General features: G+C 62.2%; 19 protein-coding genes, 1 tRNA gene, 1 other RNA gene and 1 pseudogene. 5 read left to right on the forward strand and 17 right to left on the reverse strand.

Annotated elements, in window-relative coordinates; translation table 11 throughout:
- A pseudogene (locus tag BLT50_RS16140) lies at window positions 1-224 on the reverse strand (IS6 family transposase); the annotation flags it as partial.
- Between the two features lie 468 nt (window positions 225-692).
- Here BLT50_RS16140 and BLT50_RS19330 point away from each other — a divergent pair.
- Genes BLT50_RS19330 through BLT50_RS16155 form a run of 3 tightly spaced genes read left to right on the forward strand, consistent with a single transcriptional unit; the run spans window position 693 to window position 2,997 of the window.
- Complete coding sequence (locus BLT50_RS19330) at window positions 693-923, forward strand: DUF3489 domain-containing protein (protein WP_175491503.1); 231 nt, start codon at window positions 693-695, stop codon at window positions 921-923.
- The gene (locus BLT50_RS16150; protein ID WP_090029863.1) at window positions 920-1,327 is read left to right on the forward strand and encodes a DUF2924 domain-containing protein; all 408 of its coding nucleotides are present in this window, start codon (window positions 920-922) and stop codon (window positions 1,325-1,327) included. The genes BLT50_RS19330 and BLT50_RS16150 overlap by 4 nt, the downstream gene beginning before the upstream one ends.
- Window positions 1,324-2,997 (forward strand): recombinase family protein, encoded by a 1,674-nt coding sequence (locus tag BLT50_RS16155; RefSeq protein ID WP_090029867.1) that lies wholly within the window; start codon window positions 1,324-1,326, stop codon window positions 2,995-2,997. Before BLT50_RS16150 ends, BLT50_RS16155 begins: the two co-directional genes overlap by 4 nt.
- A gap of 364 nt (window positions 2,998-3,361) precedes the next feature.
- On the opposite strand, the gene BLT50_RS16160 is transcribed toward BLT50_RS16155, so the two are convergent.
- Window positions 3,362-3,451, reverse strand: a tRNA-Ser gene (locus BLT50_RS16160).
- Window positions 3,452-3,597: 146 nt separating this feature from the next.
- Between BLT50_RS16160 and BLT50_RS16165 the strand changes: the two genes are divergently transcribed.
- Window positions 3,598-4,779, forward strand: coding sequence for an AI-2E family transporter (locus tag BLT50_RS16165; RefSeq protein WP_090030097.1), 1,182 nt, complete (start codon window positions 3,598-3,600; stop codon window positions 4,777-4,779).
- A gap of 15 nt (window positions 4,780-4,794) precedes the next feature.
- Here BLT50_RS16165 and BLT50_RS16170 read toward each other — a convergent pair whose 3' ends face one another.
- The 13 genes from BLT50_RS16170 to BLT50_RS16230 form a co-directional block, all read right to left on the reverse strand.
- A complete protein-coding gene (locus BLT50_RS16170) occupies window positions 4,795-5,514 on the reverse strand; it encodes an alanyl-tRNA editing protein (protein ID WP_090029870.1) in 720 nt (239 codons plus the stop codon).
- Window positions 5,511-8,021, reverse strand: coding sequence for a DUF3772 domain-containing protein (locus tag BLT50_RS16175; RefSeq protein ID WP_175491504.1), 2,511 nt, complete (start codon window positions 8,019-8,021; stop codon window positions 5,511-5,513). Before BLT50_RS16175 ends, BLT50_RS16170 begins: the two co-directional genes overlap by 4 nt.
- A 1-nt stretch (window position 8,022) precedes the next feature.
- A complete protein-coding gene (locus tag BLT50_RS16180) occupies window positions 8,023-9,051 on the reverse strand; it encodes a cysteine synthase A (RefSeq protein ID WP_090029874.1) in 1,029 nt (342 codons plus the stop codon).
- Between the two features lie 54 nt (window positions 9,052-9,105).
- On the reverse strand, window positions 9,106-10,227 hold the full coding sequence (locus BLT50_RS16185; protein WP_245723424.1) for a gamma-glutamylcyclotransferase: 1,122 nt from the start codon (window positions 10,225-10,227) through the stop codon (window positions 9,106-9,108).
- A 3-nt stretch (window positions 10,228-10,230) separates the two neighbouring features.
- Window positions 10,231-10,674 carry a TrgA family protein gene (locus BLT50_RS16190; RefSeq protein ID WP_090029876.1) on the reverse strand — a complete coding sequence of 148 codons (444 nt, stop codon included), beginning with the start codon at window positions 10,672-10,674 and terminating at the stop codon, window positions 10,231-10,233.
- Complete coding sequence (locus BLT50_RS16195) at window positions 10,671-11,879, reverse strand: SAM-dependent methyltransferase (RefSeq protein ID WP_090030099.1); 1,209 nt, start codon at window positions 11,877-11,879, stop codon at window positions 10,671-10,673. The genes BLT50_RS16190 and BLT50_RS16195 overlap by 4 nt, the downstream gene beginning before the upstream one ends.
- Window positions 11,880-11,955: 76 nt before the next feature.
- Entirely contained in the window at window positions 11,956-13,374 is a 1,419-nt protein-coding gene (locus BLT50_RS16200) for a cryptochrome/photolyase family protein (RefSeq protein WP_090029878.1), read from the reverse strand.
- 48 nt (window positions 13,375-13,422) lie between these two features.
- Window positions 13,423-14,643, reverse strand: a complete 1,221-nt coding sequence (locus BLT50_RS16205; RefSeq protein ID WP_090029880.1) for an aminotransferase class V-fold PLP-dependent enzyme — start codon at window positions 14,641-14,643, stop codon at window positions 13,423-13,425.
- 125 nt (window positions 14,644-14,768) lie between these two features.
- Window positions 14,769-16,409, reverse strand: coding sequence for a BCCT family transporter (locus BLT50_RS16210; RefSeq protein WP_090029883.1), 1,641 nt, complete (start codon window positions 16,407-16,409; stop codon window positions 14,769-14,771).
- A gap of 36 nt (window positions 16,410-16,445) precedes the next feature.
- Complete coding sequence (locus BLT50_RS16215) at window positions 16,446-16,862, reverse strand: universal stress protein (protein WP_090029886.1); 417 nt, start codon at window positions 16,860-16,862, stop codon at window positions 16,446-16,448.
- A gap of 276 nt (window positions 16,863-17,138) precedes the next feature.
- Window positions 17,139-18,131 (reverse strand): acryloyl-CoA reductase, encoded by a 993-nt coding sequence (gene acuI, locus BLT50_RS16220; protein ID WP_090029888.1) that lies wholly within the window; start codon window positions 18,129-18,131, stop codon window positions 17,139-17,141.
- A 12-nt stretch (window positions 18,132-18,143) separates the two neighbouring features.
- On the reverse strand, window positions 18,144-19,250 hold the full coding sequence (locus BLT50_RS16225; RefSeq protein ID WP_090029891.1) for a dimethylsulfoniopropionate demethylase: 1,107 nt from the start codon (window positions 19,248-19,250) through the stop codon (window positions 18,144-18,146).
- Window positions 19,250-19,756: a DinB family protein gene (locus BLT50_RS16230; RefSeq protein WP_090029894.1), complete on the reverse strand. Its 507-nt coding sequence runs from the start codon at window positions 19,754-19,756 to the stop codon at window positions 19,250-19,252. Before BLT50_RS16230 ends, BLT50_RS16225 begins: the two co-directional genes overlap by 1 nt.
- Before the next feature lie 91 nt (window positions 19,757-19,847).
- Here BLT50_RS16230 and ssrA point away from each other — a divergent pair.
- Window positions 19,848-20,196, forward strand: a transfer-messenger RNA (tmRNA) gene (gene ssrA, locus BLT50_RS16235).
- Between the two features lie 113 nt (window positions 20,197-20,309).
- On the opposite strand, the gene BLT50_RS16240 is transcribed toward ssrA, so the two are convergent.
- A complete protein-coding gene (locus BLT50_RS16240) occupies window positions 20,310-21,686 on the reverse strand; it encodes a TRAP transporter large permease (protein WP_090029897.1) in 1,377 nt (458 codons plus the stop codon).
- Window positions 21,687-21,689: 3 nt separating this feature from the next.
- Window positions 21,690-22,379 carry a TRAP transporter small permease gene (locus BLT50_RS16245; RefSeq protein WP_090029899.1) on the reverse strand — a complete coding sequence of 230 codons (690 nt, stop codon included), beginning with the start codon at window positions 22,377-22,379 and terminating at the stop codon, window positions 21,690-21,692.
- Window positions 22,380-22,438 lie beyond the last annotated feature (59 nt).

Raw genomic sequence — 22,438 nt, forward strand, 5'->3', positions numbered from 1 at the left:
GCACGCAGCTGCTGCACACGCCGCCGACGGATCTCAGATGCAAACATCGGGCCAAACCGGTTCCACCAGAACCGGATGGTCTCGTGGCTGACGTCGATGCCTCGCTCGTGCAGCAGGTCCTCGACATTGCGGAGTGACAACGGGAAACGCACATAGAGCATCACCGCCAGGCGGATGATCTCAGGGCTGGTTTTAAAGTACTTGAAAGGAGAGCTTTTGGTCATGGCCAGAGGCTACGCAAGCCCCCTGCCCGCCTCAAGCCAAGTTCCTCTGACAAAGCCTCAGGGCTGGTTTTGAAGTACTTGAAAGGTGAGCTTTTGGTCATGACCAGAGGCTAAGCAAGCCCCCTGCCCGGCTCAAGCCAAGTTCCTCTGACAAGACCATCATGGGTGTGGTACCGACAGGTCGCGCCTCCCGCGCAAGGGTCTGCCGACACCCGCTGTCCCATCAACGCAAACGGGCCGCGCCGGACGCACAAGACACAGCCCTTTCTCATGGGAGAAGGGGACATAAAAGCAGGTTCAGCATCCCCCTGCCCAAGGGCCCGTGCAAACCCCTTCGCCTGGCCGCCAGACAGGACTGGACTACTCGCCCGAACCACGCATCACTGTCACTACGCCCGCAGGAGATCGGGCCTTCCTCGGTACAGGGGCCGGCATCCTGCCGGTCCGAACACTCCGAGGAGACACACAATGTCCAAACAGAAACAGAGCAAGATCGGAACGGTGCAGGCAATGCTCAAGCGCCCGGCCGGGGCCAGCCTCGACACGATCTGCGCCGCCACGGGCTGGCAACCGCATTCGGCTCGGGCCGCCCTGAGCGGGTTGCGCAAGGCAGGCTTCACCATAGATCGCGAAGCCGCCCGGAAAGAAGGGGGCGACCCGGTTTACCGCATCACCGCTGGACCTGAGGATGCAGCATGATCCGGGTCAGCGATCTCGAGCACATGGACCGGGCCGCGTTGATCGCGGCCTGGACGGATATTGTCCGAAAGCCGGTGCCCAAAGGCCTGAGCAAGCCGTTCCTGCGGCGGTTTCTCGCCACGGAGATCCAGACACGCATGTCAGGAGGCCTGTCTCCTCGCATTCGAAAGACGTTGAAGCAGGACGAGACCGCTCCACAACGCGCAAGGCGCCCTGGTCTCGAGCCAGGCAGCCGCCTTCTGCGTGAATGGAATGGTGTCACCCATGTGGTCGAGGTGACCGACACCGGCTTCGAATGGAACGGACAGAACTGGCGCTCACTGTCGGTGATCGCGCGTGAGATCACAGGGGCACACTGGTCGGGCCCACGCTTCTTCGGGCTGGGCAGGAAAACCTCACAATGAGCCAGCGTCCGAAGATCCGCTGTGCAATCTACACCCGCAAGTCTTCCGACGAAGGGCTCGACCAGGATTTCAACTCGCTCGACGCGCAATACGAGGCCTGTGCCGCCTATATCGCCAGCCAGCGACATGAAGGCTGGAAGCTTGTGCCTGGGCGCTATGACGATGGCGGGCTGTCCGGGGGCACGCTCGAGCGCCCTGCCCTGCAGCGGCTTATGGATGAGATCGACGCCGGGCGCATCGACATGATCGTGGTCTACAAGATCGACCGGCTCACACGGTCGCTGGCGGACTTTGCCAAGCTGGTGGAACGGCTGGAACAGGTGGGGTGCTCTTTCGTTTCTGTCACGCAGGCCTTCAACACCTCCTCTTCGATGGGACGCCTCACCCTCAACGTGCTGCTCTCCTTTGCCCAGTTCGAACGCGAGGTCACCGCCGAACGCATCCGCGACAAGATCGCCGCCTCGAAGAAAAAAGGGCTCTGGATGGGAGGCGTCCCTCCGCTCGGGTATGATCCGCATCCCGACCGGACCCGGCGGGAGCTGGTTGTGAACGCGGTCGAAGCCGCGGTCGTCCGGCAACTCTTCACCCTCTACGCCGAGCACCGCTGTCTCAATGCTGTCACGCACCACGCAGAGGCGCTGGGTCTGCGCTCAAAGTATCATGTCTTTGCGAGCGGCCGCGAACAGGGTGGTGGCCGCCTGAGCCGGGGACAGATCCACAAGGTCCTGACGAACCCCGTCTATCGCGGATTGATCCGTCACAAAGATCAAAGCTTTGCCGGAAAGCACCCCGCCATTATCGACGCAGATCTGTGGGAGGACGTACAATGCGCGCTACAGGCTGCCAGCGCGCGCCGCCGTGGTGCAACTGCCGGACAGCCGTGTCCTGATACCGCTCCCCTGAAAGGCAAAATCCGGGACGAGACTGGTGATCTCCTCACGCCGACCCATACGAAGAAGGGTAGCAAGATCCTGCGCTATTACATCTCCAACCGGCTGGTATCCGGCGGAACCGATCCGACCGGATGGCGCCTGCCGGCCCCTGGCGTCGAGGCCGCCATGGCCACGCTCGTTGCCGATCACCTTGACAATTGTGCCAATCGCCACGCGCTTCTCAAGGAATGTGATGTCAGCCTGTCGGGCGCCATCGTGGATCGAACCATCGAACTTGCGCGGCACGTTCGCGACGCAGGCATCCGGGAGGCGGCTGCGCTGATCGAAACTGCAACACTGGGCAATGGTCGTATCGACGTCCAGCTTTCCTCTCGGGCCCTCGCCGCGGGTCTCGGTCTTGCAATCGATACCCTGAACGCGGAGGTTCTCCGGTTCAATAACCCGTTCACGCATCGGCGGCGCGGTGTCGAGATAAAGATCGTGGCGGGCACACAGAAGCCGGTGCCGGACGTTGCATTGCTCCGCGCGCTGCGCAATGCGCATTGCTGGGCGGATGCCATCAAATCCGGAACCGCACTGAAGCGCCTCGCCTCAGACGTGAATCGGACAGAGCGCTATCTGGCCAGGATCATCGCTTTGTCAGGTCTTTCGCCCAAAATTCAGGCGGCGATCATTGACGGTTCCCAGCCGGACGGTCTCACGGTCCGACGTCTTTTAAAGACGAACCTGCCCCTGGACTGGGGCGAGCAGGAAAGGCTCCTCGGCTTCGAAGGCTGATCATCACTCCCTGTTCGGGATGAAGCGCTCCCTGTTGCGCCCAGACTATTCCCTGTTCCAAGAATAAAATTCCCTGTTCCTACCTTTAGGGAAATCAGATTACAAACCATTGTTTTCCTAAGCATAATTGCATATCAAGATTCCGCCATTGCCTGAAAACATCCGCAGTTCCCTGTAAATCGAGCCATAACAGGGAAACACGCGAAAAAGCGGACCCACCATTCCGGCACACTGAGACTTCTGGGAATTTCACGCAATGGAATGCAAAGTTATGCGTCTCTGAACGTCGCAGAGCGACGTAAGCGTCGGGAATTTCGCGGGAATTAGGCGCGATATGGACACCGGAATGCGAGACGAATGTCGGTGGCGGAGAGACAGGGATTCGAACCCTGGAGACGGTTTCCCGCCTACACGCGTTCCAGGCGTGCGCCTTCGACCACTCGGCCACCTCTCCGTGCGGCGTGTTCTAGCCACAGCCGTGGGCGGAACACAAGACCGATCTTGCATTGATGACTGATCGTTGCCTCTTGTCATCGCATCACACATACTAGTTTGCACACGCAGAATGACAGGACCGGAATGAACCGCCCCGCCAACGACATGCCGCAACCGACAACCCAAGGCCCCGCTGCCCGCCGGCCCGATCCCTACAGGCTCCAGTCCGGGGCGCTTGTCATCATTGCTTTCGCGGTGGTGCTGTTCCTGCTCGTGCAGGCCCGGTTTCTGCTGATTTCGCTGGCCACAGCGATCGTTCTCTTCGCGCTGACATCGGATGCGATCAACTTCATCGCGCGGCAACGTGTCGGGCCGTTCCGCGTGCCGAACTGGCTTGCTTCGGTGGTTGCGCTGGTACTGATATCGACGGCCCTTCTGACCCTGACCTCGATCATTCTGACGCAGGTCAACACGGTGCTGTTCACCACCCTCACCTATACCGACCGCGCGCCCGAGGCGCTGGCCGCGATGTTCGCCTGGATGGGCGAAGACGTCGAGCAGGCGGTGTTCAACTCGGTGCGCACGGTCGAGGTGTCGGGCTACCTGCGCTCGCTGGCCGGACAGGCCGGCAACCTGATGCAGGGCACCGTGCTGGTGATCCTGTTCGTCGGCTTTCTTTTTGCCGAACGGATCTGGTTTTCGACGAAGCTGACCAATTTCTTCGGCGACCCGGCCCAGGCCGAGCGCGTGGGCCGCATCATCGGCTCGATCATTCACCGGGTGAACTACTACCTGCTGGTCAAGACACTGGTCAGCGCCGTCACCGGCGTCATGATCTTTGGCGTGGCGCAATTCTTCGGGCTGGAGCTGGCTGTGGCGATGGGGGTGATCACCTTCATCCTCAACTACATTCCGAACATCGGCTCGATCGTAGCGACCGTTCTGCTGGCTCTGGTGGCGTATGTGCAATTCGCAGACCCCACGATGACGCTGGCCATCTTCCTGATCGCCGGGGCAATCCAGTTCGTGAACGGCAACGTGATCGACCCGATGCTCATGGGGCGCGCTTTGCGGCTGTCGTCCTTCGGCATCATCATAAGCCTTGCATTCTGGGCCGCGGTATGGGGCATTCCGGGCATGTTCCTGTCGGTGCCGATCATGGTGGGGCTCATGATCGTGTGCAGCCATGTGCCCGCTCTGCGCCCGGTCGCGATCCTTCTGTCGCGGGAAGGGCTGCCCGAGGACGAGGACGACATTCCTCCTGCGCCTACACCCGAAGACAGCGCCACGCGCCCGGCATCCGCCTTTGCGCCCGACCCTGACGAACAGGCCAGGCGCAGCGGTTGAACCGCGAGCGTCCGATCAGTCGGCCAGGTGAATCGCGACGCGGCGGTTCTGCCGGCCCTTCTTTTCGATCTTGCCCAGGCGCAATTGCCCGATCTCGCCCGTGCGCGCGACATGCGTGCCGCCACAGGGCTGCAGATCGACCTGATCGTCGCCCTGCCCGATCCTGACAAGCCGGACACGCCCCTGCCCCATGGGCGGCATCACCGACATGGTTTTGACAAGACCGGGATTGGCGCGCAGCTCGTCGTCGGTGATCCAGTCGTCGGTTACCGGCAAATCGCGCGCGACAAGCGCGTTCAGGCGCGTTTCGATCCCGTCGCGGTCTTCCGGCGCTTCGGGCATGTCGAAGTCGAGCCGACCTTTTTCGGCAGTGATTGCGCCGCCGGAAACCGGAAGGGGGATGACGACCGACAACAGGTGAAGGGCGGTGTGAATCCGCATGTGCCTATACCGCCTGTCCCAGTCGAGCTGCTGCAGCACCTGGGTGCCGACAACCGGCAGAGGTCCGGGCTCGGACGGGACAAGCGCGATCGCGCCGTCATCCGTCTTCACGGATGTTGCGATGTCGATCGCACCGCCATCCCAGGACAGGCGCCCGCTGTCACCGGGCTGACCACCACCGGTGGCGTAAAAGATCGTTCCGTCCAGAACGATCCCGCCTTCGGGCGTGATTGCCACGACCTGCGCGGGTGTTTCACGCAGGTATGCGTCCGTTCGAAACAAGGGGTCGGTCATCGTCCATCTCCGTCGCCGCCGTCACCGTCCATGTCGTCCTCGTCCAGATGCGCTGTCTGGGCGGTTGTCTTTTGCGTTGCCTCGGTTTCGGGTTGTTGATCCGCGATTTCTGCCTTCTTCGGGGCGGTGTTGCCCGGCAGAACCTCGGGGTTACGCAACCAGATGTCGCGCTGCGCAAAGGGTATTTCTATGCCTTCCTCGGCAAAACGGCGCGCGATTTCGTGGTTCATTTCGGATTTCACCGACAAGACCCAGTTCACATCGCGCAGGATTGCACGAATTTCGAAATCGAGACTGTCGGCCCCGAAGCCCTGGAACACCACGTTGGGCGGCGGCTGCAAAAGGACCATGGGATGCGCCTCGGCGACTTCGCGCAAAATCTTCTCGACGCGCTTGGTATCGGTGCCGTAGGCGACACCGACCGGCACGATTACCCGGCCAACGGTGTTGCCGCGCGTGTAGTTGGTGACCGTTCCACTGACAAGATCGGCGTTGGGAATGATCACATCGGTCCGGTCGAAGGTTTCGATCCGCGTCGAACGGACCGATATGTTCCGCACATATCCCATCTGCCCGCCGACCTCGATCCAGTCGCCCTGGCTGATGGGCCGCTCGATCAGCAGGATGATGCCCGAGACAAAGTTCGAAACGATGTTCTGAAGGCCGAACCCGATACCGACCGACAAGGCCCCGGCGACGATGGCAAGGCCGGAAAGATCGATACCTGCGGTCGTGATCGCGATCAGGGCGGCAAGGAATATGCCGACATAGCCCAGCCCGGACACCACCGCGGTCTGCCCGCCGGTATCCAGTCGCGTTTTCGGCAGGACGGTCGTGCGCAACGCGCCCTGCAGCAGCCGGGTGGCGGTATACCCAAGTGCGAAGACCACGACAAAAGTCAGGAAATCGGTGGGCGAGATCCGCGTCGATCCGATCTGGAACCCTTCGCGGAAGCGCGTCCAAAGCTCGCTCAGGTCGCTGACGCGCGCGCCCCAGATCAACGCAAGGATCGGCAGCGCGGCGAAAGTCAGGAAAAACCCGATCAGAACCGGAACCAGGGCTTCGCGTGCGCCTTCCTCGCTTTTGGTGACAAGCGAGTAGATGTCGATCACCAGCCCCTGCAGCAGCGCCACGGCCCCCAGAAGGAACAGCGTGCCGGTCGTGGCGTAGATCAACAGATCGAACGCGCGCGCATATCCCATGATTCCCAGGACAAGCGCACCGATCCCGACAAGCCAAAGCCCCCGCCCGACAAGCGCAGCCAGGAAGTACCGGTAGGGCCGCGCCTGTCCCGGGTCGTCGTTCTCGGGCACGTCGTACTGGCGCAACGCCTTGCCGATCCGCCACAAAAGGACCGCTGCGATCGCACCGACGGGGAACATCAGCACCGAGCGCGCCGCGTCGCCGATATCGGCAGTGTCGGACAGAAGCTTGACCAGCACACCAGCCGAAAGAACCCAGGCCAGCGAGATGAACAGCCAGCGCACCATGTTCAGCGCCTCGTCGGACATCTCGAGCGGGTTGCCCCGTCCGCCGTCGCGATTGGTGAACAGCAGCGAAGTCAGCCAGCGCGCGACGATAATGTTCACCGCGATTGCGGGCAGGTTCTCGATTATGTTCTCACCGCGCAGGCCGAACAACCCGGTCAGCTTGAGCGAGATGGACAACAGGAAGATACCGGCAAGCGGAAGGACAAGCTTGCCAAGCGACAGGACGAATTCCACAACACCGCGTCCACGCCGTGTGCGGGCGCTGACCCTTTGGGACAGCCAGTCGCTCCACATCCGCCCCCGCAGCGTCAGTACCAGCCCGACCACGGCGAGCACGATCGTGAACGGCAGATTGTTGTTGAACTGATCACGCCTGATGGGGTTGGCCCACTGGCTCCGGGCCTCGTTGTACAGCGCCCGAGTGGCATCGCGCAGCCCCTGCGCCGCCTGTGGCCATACTTCGGGGTTGAGAGGCGACGTGACCCGCGTCATCAGGTCTTCGGTCCACCGCTGGCGCACAAGCGCGTCGATTTCCGCAATCAGGCGGTCGGCGCGTGTATGTGCCTCGGTGGCCAGTTGCACGGGAACGCGCAGTTCGGCCAGTTGTTCATTCAGGCGCGCGCGTTCCGTGGCGATCCGATCTGGTTCGCTTTCTCCCTCGGCGGGGGCCGGGCCAAGCGCGTCCAGCTGGCTTTGCAATGTGCGGATGCGGCCGCTATTGGCCGATTGCATCCCCAGAAACGTTGCCCGCCAGTTCACGAGGTCTTCACGCAGTGTCGCCAATGCGAAATTCGATGCACGCGCGGCCTGCAGCGCCTCTTCGGACCGCTTGGCAAGGTTCTGCCATTCGGGATCGTCATAGGCCGGAACAGGGCCGGCTGGCTGCGTTGCGGCGACAGGCGCGGTATCGGCCGCCTGCACAGGGCTATCGGCCGATGCCGAATCCTGCTGGGCCAATGCCAGACCGGTCCATAGCGTCAGCGCCAGAACGGCAAGAGTTTCGACGACCCGGCGCATGTCAGGCATCCGCAAAGACGGTCGGCACATCACGGCCCGGCCCGGTCAGCCATCCCGGCAGCGGAAGCCCCTTTTCGGTCAGGAAGGACGGGTTGAAAAGCTTTGACTGGTAGCGCGTGCCGTAATCACACAGGATGGTAACGATGGTGTGGCCGGGGCCCATCTCCTGCGCCATGCGGATCGCGCCCGCGACGTTCACGCCAGACGACCCGCCAAGGCATAGCCCCTCTTCCGACAGCATGTCGAACACCACCGGCAGCGCCTCGGCATCAGGGATGCGATAGCAGAAATCGGGTGTGAACCCTTCGAGATTGGCGGTGATGCGCCCCTGCCCGATCCCCTCGGTGATCGAGTTTCCGGGGTTCTCCTGTCCGGTGTACAGCTTGAAAAGCCCCGCACCTTCGGGATCGGCCAGACCGATCTTCACACCTTTCGGCTGAAGCGCCATGCCGACCCCGGCCAGCGTCCCGCCCGAGCCGACGGCACAGATGAACCCGTCGACCTTGCCATCCGTCTGTTCCCATATCTCGGGGCCGGTGCCGTCGATATGCGCCTGCCGATTTGCCACGTTGTCGAACTGGTTGGCCCAGATCGCGCCCTTGGGGTCGGATTTCGCCAGCTCGGCCGCAAGCCGCCCGGAATAGCGCACGTAGTTGTCCAGGTTCGCGTAGGGCACTGCCGGCACCTCGACCAGTTCGGCCCCGGCAAGGCGCAGCATGTCCTTCTTTTCCTGGCTTTGGGTTTCGGGGATGACGATGACGGTGCGAAACCCCATCGACGAGCCGACCAGCGCCAGACCGATCCCGGTATTTCCGGCCGTACCCTCGACGATCGTGCCACCGGGTTCCAACTGCCCCTTGGCGATCGCGTCGTGAATGATGAAAAGCGCGGCACGATCCTTGACCGATTGTCCGGGATTCATGAATTCCGCTTTGCCGAGGATGGTGCATCCGGTCATTTCGCTGGCCTTGCGCAGCTTGATCAGCGGCGTGTTCCCGATGGCTCCGGCCAGATCCTGTGCGATATGCATGCCTTCATCCCCCTTACTGCGTCATTTCAGGTGTAGGGGCCCCGGCAAGGGAACTCAAGACGATGCGCGCAGGTGTTCACGATGCCGTGCAAGCCAAAGAAGCATCGCAACCAATGGCATGGCATTGATTTCACCGCTGTCGACCAGCGCCATCGCCCGGTCAAACGGGATCACGTGGCTGCGGATATCCTCGTTTTCATCGGGCAGGCCGTCACTGTGCGCCCGCTGCTGGTTCAGGTCGCAAATGCCCAGAAAACAATGGAAAAACTCGGTCGAATATCCGGGCGAAGGATAGGCCCGGATCATCGGCTGCAGATCGCCGAGTTCAAGACCCGCCTCCTCGACCGCTTCGCGGCGCGCTGTATCGGCGGGCATTTCGCCCGCATCGACAAGGCCCGCAATCGGTTCAAGCACCCAAGGCGCCGGGTCGTCGCGCCAGATCGGTCCGAAGCGAAGCTGTTCAACCAGCAAAACCTGGTCCGTCCTCGGATCGTATGGCAGGACCAGAGCCGCATCGTAGGCCACGAAGGTTTCGCGCTGGAACCAGTCGCTCATCCCGCCGTCAAAGCGGCGGTGCCGCAGATCGAAATGCTTCAGGCTGAAGAACCCTTCGAACCCGGTCGTTCTTTCCGATATCTCGACGTCGCCGGGACGCGCATCCCGGCGCAACGCGGTTGGCGCGGGGCGTTGCCCCAGCATCTGCGCCCAGGCGCGCGACCGGATGAACGGCGCAAGGGCCGCAACGTCATCGGCACCGATGCGCCCCAGACGCCGCATCACCTCGCGGGCAAAGCGCAGCGTCAGCGCCCCGTGCCGATCGACCCAGTCCTGCAGGCTCCAGGCGCCCCCCGGCGTCCAAAGCCCCGGATCGGGAAAATAGACCTGTGCGTCGACCGGACCGGATGAGGTATCCACCTTGACCGGGCGCAAGGTGTATCCGAACCCGCCCTCGTAGAAATCGAGCCGCGCGATATCGTCATCGTCCAACCCGTCCAGCAGCAGCCCCTCGGCCTGCGCGCCGTGCTGTTCGACGATCATGGGAAAGGATTGCCCGTCAGCCCAGTAAACGGCGTGACCGGAAAGATGCGCGGCCACGGCATCGGCTTTCACCGGTCTACCCATAACGATTTCCAGAAGCGGCAAATGCCGCAAGGTGCCATATAGAAAAAGAGCCACGGCCTAACGCCAGCGGCGCGAGGCGCTTTCGGCAAGGATGCCCGTGACGATCCCGCCGATCAGAAGAACCGACATGACTTCGACCGTCATGACCTCGGTAATGTAGTCGATGCCGATGTTGAACATGCCGACCAGTGCCTCAAACGGGCCGTCATATATGCGGCGGTTGGCCATTTTGAACATCTCGCGCGCCGACTGCAGGAACAGCCCCCAGAAAGCCAGCGTGACACCCGCGGTGATGCCGATGCCGATCGCATTGGACATGCCGCGCCCGGTGCGGCTGCCGATCACGACCCAGCCCACCGCCGCGCCAAGGGCGGTGTTCACATATGGAAAGTTGCCGAAATTCTGCAACTCTTCCATCTGTGCCATCACGACATCGGATGCCAACCATCCTGTCAGTGCAAGAAAAAGCGCGGCCACAACGCGCGCGGCGGTATAAGTCATGCGGGTTTCGTCACCGTGATCTGCGTCACGTCGCAATTTCCGCTATGAAATGTCGCCGCGCAAGAGGTCAGGTAAAAATTCCACATCCGGCGAAACCTGTCATCAAAGCCGAGACTGGCCACATCATCCCATTTTTCGTTGAACGTGTCGTGCCACCTGCGCAACGTCTGGCTATAGCTTTCGCCGAATTCGATGTGTCGCGCGACGGTCAGTCCGGCTTTTTCGACCTCGGCCTTCAACGCGCCGGGTGAGGGCAGCATACCGCCGGGAAAGATGTATTTCTGGATGAAATCGACGCCACGCTTGTAGACCTCCCACCGGCGATCCTGCACCGTGATGATCTGCAAAGTCGCGTTCTTGCCGGGTTTCAGGCGCTCGCGCAGTGTGTTGAAATAGACCGGCCAGTATTTCTCGCCCACCGCCTCGAACATCTCGATGCTGGCGATGCCGTCATAGGTGCCTTTTTCGTCACGGTAGTCCTGCAGCTTGAAGGTCACTAGATCGGAAAGCCCTGCCTTTTCAATCCGTTCCTTTGCATACTTGAACTGCTCTTCACTGATGGTAAGCCCCGTGACGCGCAGCCCGCGTTCCTTTGCGGCGTACTCGGCAAAACCGCCCCAGCCACAGCCGATTTCCAGTATGTGATCGCCGGGCTTGGCACCCATCTGATCGACCATGCTGGCGTATTTCGCGATCTGCGCCTGCTCCATGCTGTTCTGACCGGGCTCGAACAGCGCGCTGGAATAGGTCATCGTATCGTCCAGCCACAGCGCGTAGAAATCGTTGCCCAGATCGTAGTGGTAGCTGATGTTCTTCTTCGCCTGGCGCTTGCTGTTGGATTGCAGCCAGAACCGCATCCTCTCATAGGCCCGCACAAGGCCCATTCCCGGAAAGCCATCGTACATTTCGTCGTTGCCATCATGCACCAGGTCCATGAAAGCCTGCAGGTCCGGCGTGCTCCACCAGCCATCGAGATAGGCGTCGCAAAAGCCCAGATCGCCCTCGCGGATCAGGCGCGCGAAGATGTCGGCATTGTGGATCTGCAGTTCTGCCACATAGCCGGGCTCGGCCCCGTCGGCCCGGAACCTCCGGCCATCGGGCAGTACGAAGTCCAGCCGCCCGCGCTGCATGCCTTTGGCCATGTCGAAGACGCGCGTGAAATAGCGTGGCAAATCCTTTTGGTTTTCGGTTGTTGTCAGGATCATCCGCTTTTCCTTCTGCGGTTTTGTCAAAGGCTGGCAATAAATGCCCGTCAGGGCAAGGTTTTCGTGTTTTCCCGGATCAGAAGTTGCGCCCTTCATACGCGCTCAACGCACGTTTGCGCCCATCGGCCAGCGCCACGACCGGCGCGGGATAGCGGTCGGACGCGGACAATGCCCAACTGCGCGGGACCGCGTCGAAATAGCTGCATGCCGTGGCGGGCGGGTTGCCCTGCCCTTCGGCGATCCAGCGGCGCACAAAGCGACGATCGGGGTCGAACTTGTCAAGCTGCGTGTCGGGGTTGAACACCCGGAAATAGGGTGTCGCGTCCGGCCCGGAACCTGCGGACCATTGCCAACCCATCGCGTTGCTGGCCGGATCCCAGTCGATCAGGCAATCCTCGAACCACTTCATCCCGATTTTCCAATGGCTCAGCAAGTGCTTGGTCAGGAAACTGGCCACGATCATCCGCCCGCGATTGTGCATGCGCCCCGTCACATACATCTCGCGCATGGCGGCATCGACCATCTCGATGCCCGTGCGGCCCTGTTTCCACCGGGTGACGTCCTCATTTTCGTCCTCGTTCCAGGGAAAGGCATCCCATTCCTCGCGCCAGTTGGCGGTCAGGATACGCGGGGTGTGATACATCAGGTGATAGGCGAATTCGCGCCAGACCAGTTCTTTCAGAAAGGTCTCGGCGCCTTTCTTGCCCTCTTCGCGGGCGCGAAGACCGGCATGCCAGCATTGATGCGGGCTGATTTCGCCCAGCGCCAGGTTCTCGGACAAGGCGGATGTGCCATCCTCGGCCATGATATCGCGCATGCGGTCGTAGTCTGCCACCTTGTGGGCAATGAACGCGCCCAGCCGTGATTGCGCCGCGCTTTCGCCAAGCTGCACATATGGGCGCACCACAGCCGCGCCACGCCGCATCGCCGCGCCGAGGTTCCACGCACCGAGATCATCCGAGGCAGGCCATCTGTCCGGCGCCGGAATACCCGAGGGCGCAGGCAAAGGCGCATCGACATCGCGTGTCTTCACCGCGTTCCAGAAGGGTGTGTAGACCTTGTATAGCCCGCCCTGCTTGGTTTCGACCGTCCAGGGTTCGAACATTAGGTGGCCGCCGAAACTGCGCGCATCGACGCCGTCTTCCTTCAGCGCGGCCTTGACCGCCTTGTCGCGCGCCATGGCATCCGGGTCGTAAAGCCGCGTCCAATAGACCGCGTGCGCACCGGTTTCGCGCACGAGATCACGCAGCACGTCAAGCGCCTCGCCCTTGCGCAGGATCAGCCGGCTGCCCTTGTCCGCAAGGGCGAGCCCCATTTCCTCCAGCCCCAGGCCCAGCCGCCATTTCGGGGCCGCTCCAAGCCGGGCGACCTGATCGTCATTGACGAAAACGGGTATTACCGGCCCGCCGGATTTGCAGGCCGCGGTCAAGGCTGGGTGGTCGCTCAGCCGCAGGTCGCGGCGGAGCCAGAGGATCGTAGGCGCTGTGTCCGGCAAAAGGCTGCTCCGATTTTATCAGGAATACGCGCCAAGCCCACGCCCGGATTAAAGAATTTCCTCCAATGCGCCGATTAGTTTCGTCACCTCGTCGGGATGGGTGTAATGCACGAAGCTCAGCCGCAAAACGCCCTGCGCCGGATCGACCCCCATGCCTTCGAGCGCGCGCACGGCATAGAAATCCCCGCCGCCAGCCATGATCCCGCGCTCGGCCAGCGCGGCAGCCAAGGGGGCGGCCGGCTGGCGCGCGTCGACGGCCACCGTGGGGGCACGGTCCTCGGCGCGATCGGGGCCCAGCAGCCGGACCGAGTTCTTGGCCTTCAGGTAATCCAGAAGTGGCTGCAAAAGCTGCACCTCGTGCCCGCGCATCAGGTCATGCACCTCTGCCCCACGCGCGGCCGCATTGCCGGAAATGCCGTGATGGCCGGCCAGCAGATCGAAATAATCGGCCATGCCCGCGCTGGCCGCCACCTGAGCGTGATCGGGTCCGGCCGGCGTGAACCGTTTATAGAGCGTGCCCGCGTTGAAATAATGCGCCTGGTTCGGCAGCTGCTCGCCCAGCGCCCGGCGGATGACCATGACGCCCTGATGCGGGCCATAGGTCTTGTAGGCCGAAAACAGGTAGATATCCGGCCCCATAAGACCGACATTCGGCAGACCGTGCGGCGCATAGCTGACGCCATCAACGCAGACGAAAGCGCCCGCCGCATGGGCCATCGCGGTGATCTCGACCACGGGGTTCACCTGGCCCACCACGTTCGAACAATGCGGAAAACAGACAAGCCGCACCTTTTCGTCCAGCAGCTCGGCCAGATCGTCCGGGTTCAATGCGCCGGTTTCGGGGTCGATCTGCCATTCGCGTATCTCGATCCCTTCATCGGCCAGGCGCCGCCACGGTCCGGTATTGGCCTCGTGGTCCTGGTTGGTGACGATGATCGCCTCGCCCGGCTGCATCCACTGGCGAAATGCCTGCGCCAGCACATAGGTGTTCTGCGTGGTCGATGGGCCAAAGCTCAGCTCGTCGTTATCCACCCCCATCAGCGCAGCAAGGCGGCTGCGCGCTTCGTCCATCTCCTCGCCGGCAAGGCGGCTGGCCTCGTAGGGGCCATAGGGTTGCACCTTGCGGCTGTGATAATAGCGGGTCAGACGGTCGATCACCGGCTTGCAGGTATAGGATCCTCCGGCGTTTTCGAAAAACGCCTGCCCCTCCAAGGACGGTTCGGCAAAGGCCGGAAACTGCGCCCGCACGAAATCGATATCAAGATCCATCACCCACTCCCCTGGCTGTGTCTCGCCCAATGAATGGGAAACGCGGCACGGGCGCAACCCGTGCTGTTACGCAAATGAAAAGGCCCCGCGCGAACGGGGCCCTTTGCAAGGGTTTGAACTGCGGCTTATCCAGCGCGGCGTTCGGCCACAAGGCCCTTCCAGATCGCCCAGCACATCACCAGCAGAACCAGCGTGAACGGCAACCCGGTCGAGATCACCATGGATTGCAGCGAACTCAACCCGCCTGCCGAGAGCAGCAGCACGATGGCGACCGCACCTTCGAAGATGCACCAGAACACGCGCTGCGGCACCGGGGCATCGACCTTGCCGCCGGCGGTGATCGTGTCGATCACGAGACTGCCGGAGTCGGACGAGGTGACGAAGAACACGATCACCAGCACGATACCGATCAGCGACGTGATCTGCGTCAGCGGCAGCTGGTCCAGCATCTTGAACAGCTTCAGCTCCAACGGCGCTTCCTGTGCGGCGGTATAGCCGTCCAGGATAACCTGCTGGATCGCGACGCCACCAAAGACGCTCATCCACAGCACGCAGACGAGGCTTGGGATAAGCAGGACGCAGATGATGAATTCGCGGACCGTGCGGCCCCGGCTGACGCGGGCGATGAACATGCCCACAAACGGTGACCAGCTGATCCACCACGCCCAGTAGAACGAGGTCCAGCCCTGGCTGAAGTTCACGTCCTCACGCCCGATGGGGTTCGACAAGGCCGGCAGGTACTGCAGGTAGGCGCCGAGATATTCGACGAACCCGGTCAGGATCGCGATTGTCGGCCCTGCCAGCAACACGAACAGCAGCAAGAGTGCCGCAAGGCCCATGTTGATCTCGGACAGAACCTTCACACCACCGTCGAGGCCGCGCACGACCGAGATCAGCGCGATGGCCGTGATACCGGAAATCAGCACCACCTCGGTGGTCGGGCCGACAGGTATGCCGAACAGTTCGTTCAGACCGGCATTGGCCTGCGTTGCGCCGAAACCCAGCGACGTGGCCAGACCAAAGAGCGTGGCGAACACCGCAAGGATGTCGATGACATGGCCGACCCAACCCCAGACGGCATCGCCGAAAATCGGGTAAAAGGCCGAACGGATCGTCAGCGGCAGCCCCTTGTTATAGCTGAACAAGGCAAGCGCCAGCGCCACCACCGCGTAGATCGCCCAGGGGTGCAGACCCCAATGGAAGATCGTCGCAGCAAAGGCCAGGCGCACGGCCTCCTGTTCGTTTCCGGCGGCGGCGCCCAGCGGCGCCCAGTCGGTCCGCACGCCGTTTTCGACCGCCGTGCCGCCCATGGACGAGCCAAAATGGCTCATCGGTTCGGACACGCCATAGAACATCAGCCCGATGCCCATGCCTGCAGCAAACAGCATCGCGAACCAGCCGACGTAACTGTAGTCAGGCGTCGCGTCTGCCCCGCCCAACCGCACACTGCCCACAGGCAGAACGATCAGCAGCAGGCAGAACAGAACGAAGATGTTGGCCGCGCCAAGGAAGAACCAGTCAAATCCCTTGGTAACGGCCGAAAACATCCAGCTGAATGCCGCTCCTGCCTGTTCCGGCAGCGCCAGCGTGTAGAAAACGAAGGCGATGATGACGAGACCGGAGACCAGAAAGACCGGGTTGTGAATATCCAGCCCGAACGGGCCGATCTGCGTTTCGATGTTGTCCTGACCGATCTCGTAATCGGTCTCGATGATATCCGCTACGCCTTCCGGCTCGGGGATACCCTGATTTGTTGTATCACTCATGTATTGCGTTCCCTCGATGTCTGTTGTCGCGCCCGCTCATCCGCGGACGACCATGACGCTGACCTTGGCGTGGGCCGCGACCTTGCCGCCGTTGGACGGCCAGATGTAATCGGACAGGCCCGGTATGTGGCTGGCCATCACGACCAGATCGGCACCGGTTGTGTCGATTGCACGAAGCAGGCAATCGTCCATGTCCGAGGTCGGGTCATGGCTCAGTTCCATGTGCCCGCTTGCCTCGATCCCGTGCGATTCCCCTTCGGCCGCGGCAAAGGCCGACAGTTTTTCATTATATTCCGAAGGGTTATGACCAAGACTTCCAGGCGTTTCAGCGGTAACGCCGACATAGACGATCTGCGCGCTGTAAAGCCGTGCCAGATCGGCACCACATTGCAGGGCGCGTGTCTGCTTGTCCTTATGTGCCAAGTCTATCGGCACCATTATCGTTTTGAACACGGGTGTTCCCTCCTTCCACGCGATTGTTTTCGGGGGTGGCCAGACCGTCGGGCCAACCGTCCCGCACGTCTTTTCTTTGTCGTGTCCCAGGGGGCGCCACGGCGGCTCCGGGGCGCGTCCTCCTGACCCAACGGTAACGCGCAATTGACCCCAAGTGCAAATCGACGCGGCACTTCCGTAGCGGAAAGCGACATTCGATGTCGCATTCGGGAAGCGGCATACCGCAAAAGAAAACCGGGGCCAGACGGCCCCGGTTGAAACGGCTCGACGATAAAATCAGGCGTTCAGGTCGACCACGACGCGCCCCTTGACCTGACCTTTGAGGATGTCGCCCCCCAGCTTTGGCAGGTCCGACAGCGTCGCCGGCTGCACCATCGCCTCGAGCTTGTCCATCGGCAGGTCGCGGGCGATCCGCTCCCAGGCGCGCTGGCGGTTTGCAAAGGGCTGCATCACGCTGTCGATGCCCAGCAGGTTGACGCCACGCAGAATGAAGGGCGTGATCAGCGCGCCCTCGATCGCCGCGCCGCCGGCCAGGCCGACCGCCGCGACGGAGGTGCCGTATTTCATCTGCTTCAGCACGCGGCCCAGCATCGCGCCGGCCACGGCATCGACGCAGCCGGCCCACAACTCGGATTCCAGCGGTTTGCGGGTTACCTCGGTCAGTTCCTCGCGGGCCACGATCTGGGTCGCGCCCAGATCGCGCAGATACGCCTCCTGTTCGGGGCGGCCGGTGACGGCGGCCACCTCGTGGCCCAGACTGGCCAGCAGCGCCACCGCGACCGAGCCGACACCACCCGCTGCGCCGGTGACCAGAACGGGGCCGTGCCCGGGCTCGAGCCCGTGATCCTCCAGCGCCATGACAGACAGCATCGACGTCAGCCCGGCAGTGCCGACCGCCATCGCCTGCCGGGTGTCCAGCCCCTTTGGCAGCGGCACCAGCCAGTCGGCCTTGACCCGTGCCTTTTGCGAATACCCGCCCCAATGCGCCTCGCCCACGCGCCAGCCGGTCAGCACGACCTTGTCGCCCGGCTTGTAGCGGTCGTCGTCCGAAGCCTCGACAGTGCCCGCGAAATCGATACCGGGAACGTGCGGATAGTTCCGCACCAGCCCGCCGCCTGGCCCGATGCACAGCCCGTCCTTGTAGTTGACCGTGGAATACTCCACGGCGACCGTCACCTCGGCATGGGGCAGATCGTCCAGCGACAGCTCCTTGACCGCGGCGTGCGTCTTGCCGTCATCGTCCTTGTCCACAACCAGTGCGTTGAACATCTTTCGCTCCTTCTAGTTCCAGAATACACCGTTCACGACCGCGGGCCGCACCGTCCCGTCGGGCAGCACGACATCGAGATCGGTGCCTGCCTCCCAATGGGTGATGCGAACCATGCCGATCGCGACATTGGTTTCGAAATCCGGCGACCATGTCGCCGACGTGACCTGCCCGACCTGCAGCTGGCCATCCATCAGCGGCCAGGGACGATCGCAGGGCGGCACCGGGCCACCCTCGATCGCCACGGGACGGATCTGTTTCAGCGGCCCTTCGGATGCGACGCGCAGCAACGCGTCCCGCCCGACGCAGCCGATGGCCGTCTGGGTGTTGCAGAACCGGCCGAGCCCGCATTCGTGCGGCGTGTTCGCCCGCGTCATGTCGTTGCCATAGCTCAGCAGCCCGCTTTCGATCCGTTCGATCAGGTTGGGACAGCCGGCATGCACGTCCAGGTCGCGGCCCGCCTCCATCAGGGCGTTCCACAGCGGCATGGCGATATCGCTGCCCTCGACATAGATTTCAAAGCCACCCTGCTTGGAATAGCCAGAACGCGCCACGGCAAGCGACCGGCCCTGGAAATCGAACCAGCCGAAGCGGAAGAACCGCACATCGCGCACGGACTCGCCAAAGACGCGTGCCATCAGATCGTCGGCCAAGGGCCCCTGCACCGCCAGAGGCGAGACATCGGGCTCGTCCACCAGCACATCCAGGCGATAGCCATAGGCGATCCCCTTGACCCAGAACAGAAGGTCGCTGTCGGCAATCGAAATCCACCAACGATCCTCGGCCAGCTTCACGGCGACCGGATCGTTCAGCATCCCCCCGGTCTCGTCGACGATCGGCACGTAATAGCACTGGCCGGGCAGCATCCCGCGCAAATCGCGCGGTGTCAGCATCTGCATCAGCCGCCCCGCGTCGGGGCCACGCAATTCGACCTGGCGTTCGCAGGCCACATCCCAGACCTGCACGGCCGTTTTCAGGTGATGGTAATCCTCTTCGATCGACCGGAATACCGTGGGCAGCAGCATGTGGTTGTAAACCGTATAGCCCTTGACCCCCGCGGCTTCGACGCCATCGGAAAACGCTGTCCGCCGCAACCGCCGTGAAAGAGAAATGACAGCCATCAAGACATCTCCGGCATGAGGAACAGGTCGCTGACAGGCGCCTCCACCCCCGCTTCGGTCAGCATGGCGTGGATCTGGCCGCGGTGATGGGTCTGGTGGTTGAACATGTGCATCACGACCAGCGCCATCGGCTTTTCGACCTCGCGCCCAAGCACGCCTGAATACCAGCGATGCGGCCCCGCAAGGTCGACGGCGCGCAGTCCTTCGGCCCATAACCGGATACGCCCATCCATGCGAAACCGTTCCGCACTCCACGCCGCCAGCGTGGGATGCATCGTGGCGCTTTCGCTCATCGGCACACCGGGCCCGGGCCCGCCGTCAAAACGCGTCATCCAGACGCCATCCCCCCAAAGTATGTGATTTGCCGTCGCAAGGATCGACCCCCAGAACGCATCGCGGTCCCGGGTCAACGCTTCGGTTCCGAGACCCTCCATCGCCTGAGTGATCTGCTGGTTCTGCCACGTATTATAAGCCGCCATCCGGCGCACATATTCCGGTGTGATCATGCCCCCTCCTGATCCCATGGCGCCAGACCGCGCCCCGCCGCGGCGTCATGGCGCGCGCCAGTGTCGAAGCCTTGGGAACAAAGATCAATCCCCCCTTTTCAAGTTCCCGGCCGATCCCTATATTCAAGCTGTCCTTCGGGACTATGGACATAAACGCGCTCGTAATAAGCGGATCGGACCCGGGGGCGGTACCCGGCGGCTCCACCAAATACCCGGTCGTTGGCGGGTCTTGGGGCCGAAACAGGATCGACGAACGTCTAAAGGGGTTAGCTTTGTCCCGGTGAGATACCACCGTTATCGGTTCACTAAGCATAATTGCCAACGACAATCGTGCTCCGGTTGCAGTTGCTGCGTAAGCAGTAACAAGACCGAAATCTAAGCCCTTGCGCCTAGCAGCGTAAGGCGGGGTTCGCAGGCACCTGGCAACAGAAGCCTGCACTTTCTTCCCTTCCCCGCTTTTCTTAAAGAATTCCGCACGACCCTCGTGCGGAGCGATCGCGCATGAAAAAGGGCCGCTCCAACGGAACGACCCTCCGTCTTTTTCGGGCAAACCCTACTTGGTGATGATTTCGGGGCCCATGAAGGTTGTCGGCAACCATGTCGACAAGATCGGTATGTAGGTCACCATGATCAGGAACACGAACAGCACGGCCAGGAACGGCAGCGCCGCGCGCACGACCCGCATCATCGGCATACCCGCCACACCCGACGTCACGAACAGGTTCAGACCGACCGGAGGCGTGATCATCCCGATTTCCATGTTCACCACCATGATGATGCCCAGATGGATCGGGTCGATGCCCAACTCGATCGCGATCGGAAAGACCAGCGGAGCCACGATCACGATCAGGCCCGACGGCTCCATGAACTGACCGCCGATCAGCAGGATGACGTTGACGATGATCAGGAACATCACCGGTCCGAAACCTGCATCCAGCATCGCCGCAGCAATGGATTGCGGGATCTGCTCGTCCGTCAGCACGTGCTTGAGGATCAGCGCGTTGGCGATGATGAACATCAGCGTGATGGTCAGCTTGCCCGCCTCGAACAGCGTGTCGCGCGTGTCCCGGTGAAAGAATGCCGTCACCAGCGCGATGGGTTTCTGCATCAGGCTGAGGTTACGTTCGCCCTCGGGGCGCGACAGCGGCCCCATGTCGCGATAGACGAAGGTCGCGATGAAGAAGGCATAGATCGCCGCAACGGCCGCGGCCTCGGTCGGGGTAAAGATCCCGCCATAGATGCCGCCCAGGATGATGACGATCAGGAACAGGCCCCAACCCGCCTCGGCCCCGGATTCGAACACCTCGCTCCAGCCGCGCCATTCGCCCTTGGGCAGGTCGCGCATCTTGGCGATGATGTAGATCGTCAGCATCAGCATGGTGCCGGCCATCAGCCCCGGAATCACACCGGCCAGGAACATTCGGCCCACCGACACGTCCGTGGCGCTGGCATAGACCACCATCACGATGGACGGCGGGATCAGGATGCCCAGCGTGCCTGCGTTGGCGATGACGCCTGCGGCGAAATCCTTGGAGTACCCGACCTGCCGCATGCCCGCAATCACGATCGACCCGATCGCGACCACCGTCGCCGGGGACGACCCCGACAGCGCGGCGAACAACATGCAGGCAAAGACGCCCGCGATGGCAAGCCCGCCGGGAAAATGGCCCACGATGGCAATCGAAAAGCGGATGATCCGCCGCGCCACCCCGCCCGTCGACATGAAGGACGACGCCAGGATGAAGAACGGAATGGCCAGCAGCGTGTAATGCCCCGCCATGGCCTGGAAAAAGCTTTGCGCAATCGAGGCCAGCGAGGTGTCGCTGAGCACCAGAAGGAAGATGGTCGAGGAAAAGCCCAGCGCAACGGCGATCGGCACGCCGATCAGCATCAGGCCCACGACCATGGCAAAGAGAATGGCGACTTCCATGGATCAATCCCCCCGGTTCATGTGGGCCACGTCTTCGACCGCGTCTTCGGCCTCGTGGCTGACGATCAGGCTCTGGGCCTGGCCGGTCCAGATCCGCCAGGTGGCCTGCAGAAAACGGAACAGCAGCAGCGCCATGCCGAAAGGCAGCATGAAATAAGGGATGAAGCGCGGGATCTTTTCGTAATGTTCGCCCTCGTTCATGATCGGCTCGATCCAGCGCAGCATCTCGGGCATCGGGATGTCGACGACCTCGTACCAGCCGCGATAAGACGTGCGCTTCATCTCTTCGAAACCGGTCGGGAACCAGCGCCCGGTGGTCTGTGGGAAATTGGCGAAATTGGCCCAGTAATCCCACGCACCCTTCAGCAACAGCGCGGCATAGGCCACGCAAACCGCGCCAGCGACCAATGCCAGAACCCGGCGAACGGAGGGCGAAAAGACGTTGATCAGCGCATCCACGCCAAGATTGGCGGTGACCTTCACGGCATAGCTCACACCGAACAGGACAAGCCAGGCAAACAGGAACGTCGTTGCCTCAAGCCCCCAGATAAGCCCGGTGTTGAAGCCATAGCGCAGAACGACGTTGATGAAGGTGATGATGGTCATCAGGCCAAGCAGAACGGCGATCGCTGTTTCCTCGATCTCGTTCACGGCACGGCCCAGTATCGTGTCCGGCTCGTAGCGTCCCGACATCTGGCAATCCTCCCCCGATTTTGACGGATGTAGAAAGGCCCGGCCCCGATCGTGGGGGC

This window comes from Lutimaribacter saemankumensis, assembly GCF_900100005.1.
In the GTDB taxonomy this organism is placed as follows: Bacteria; Pseudomonadota; Alphaproteobacteria; order Rhodobacterales; family Rhodobacteraceae; genus Lutimaribacter; species Lutimaribacter saemankumensis.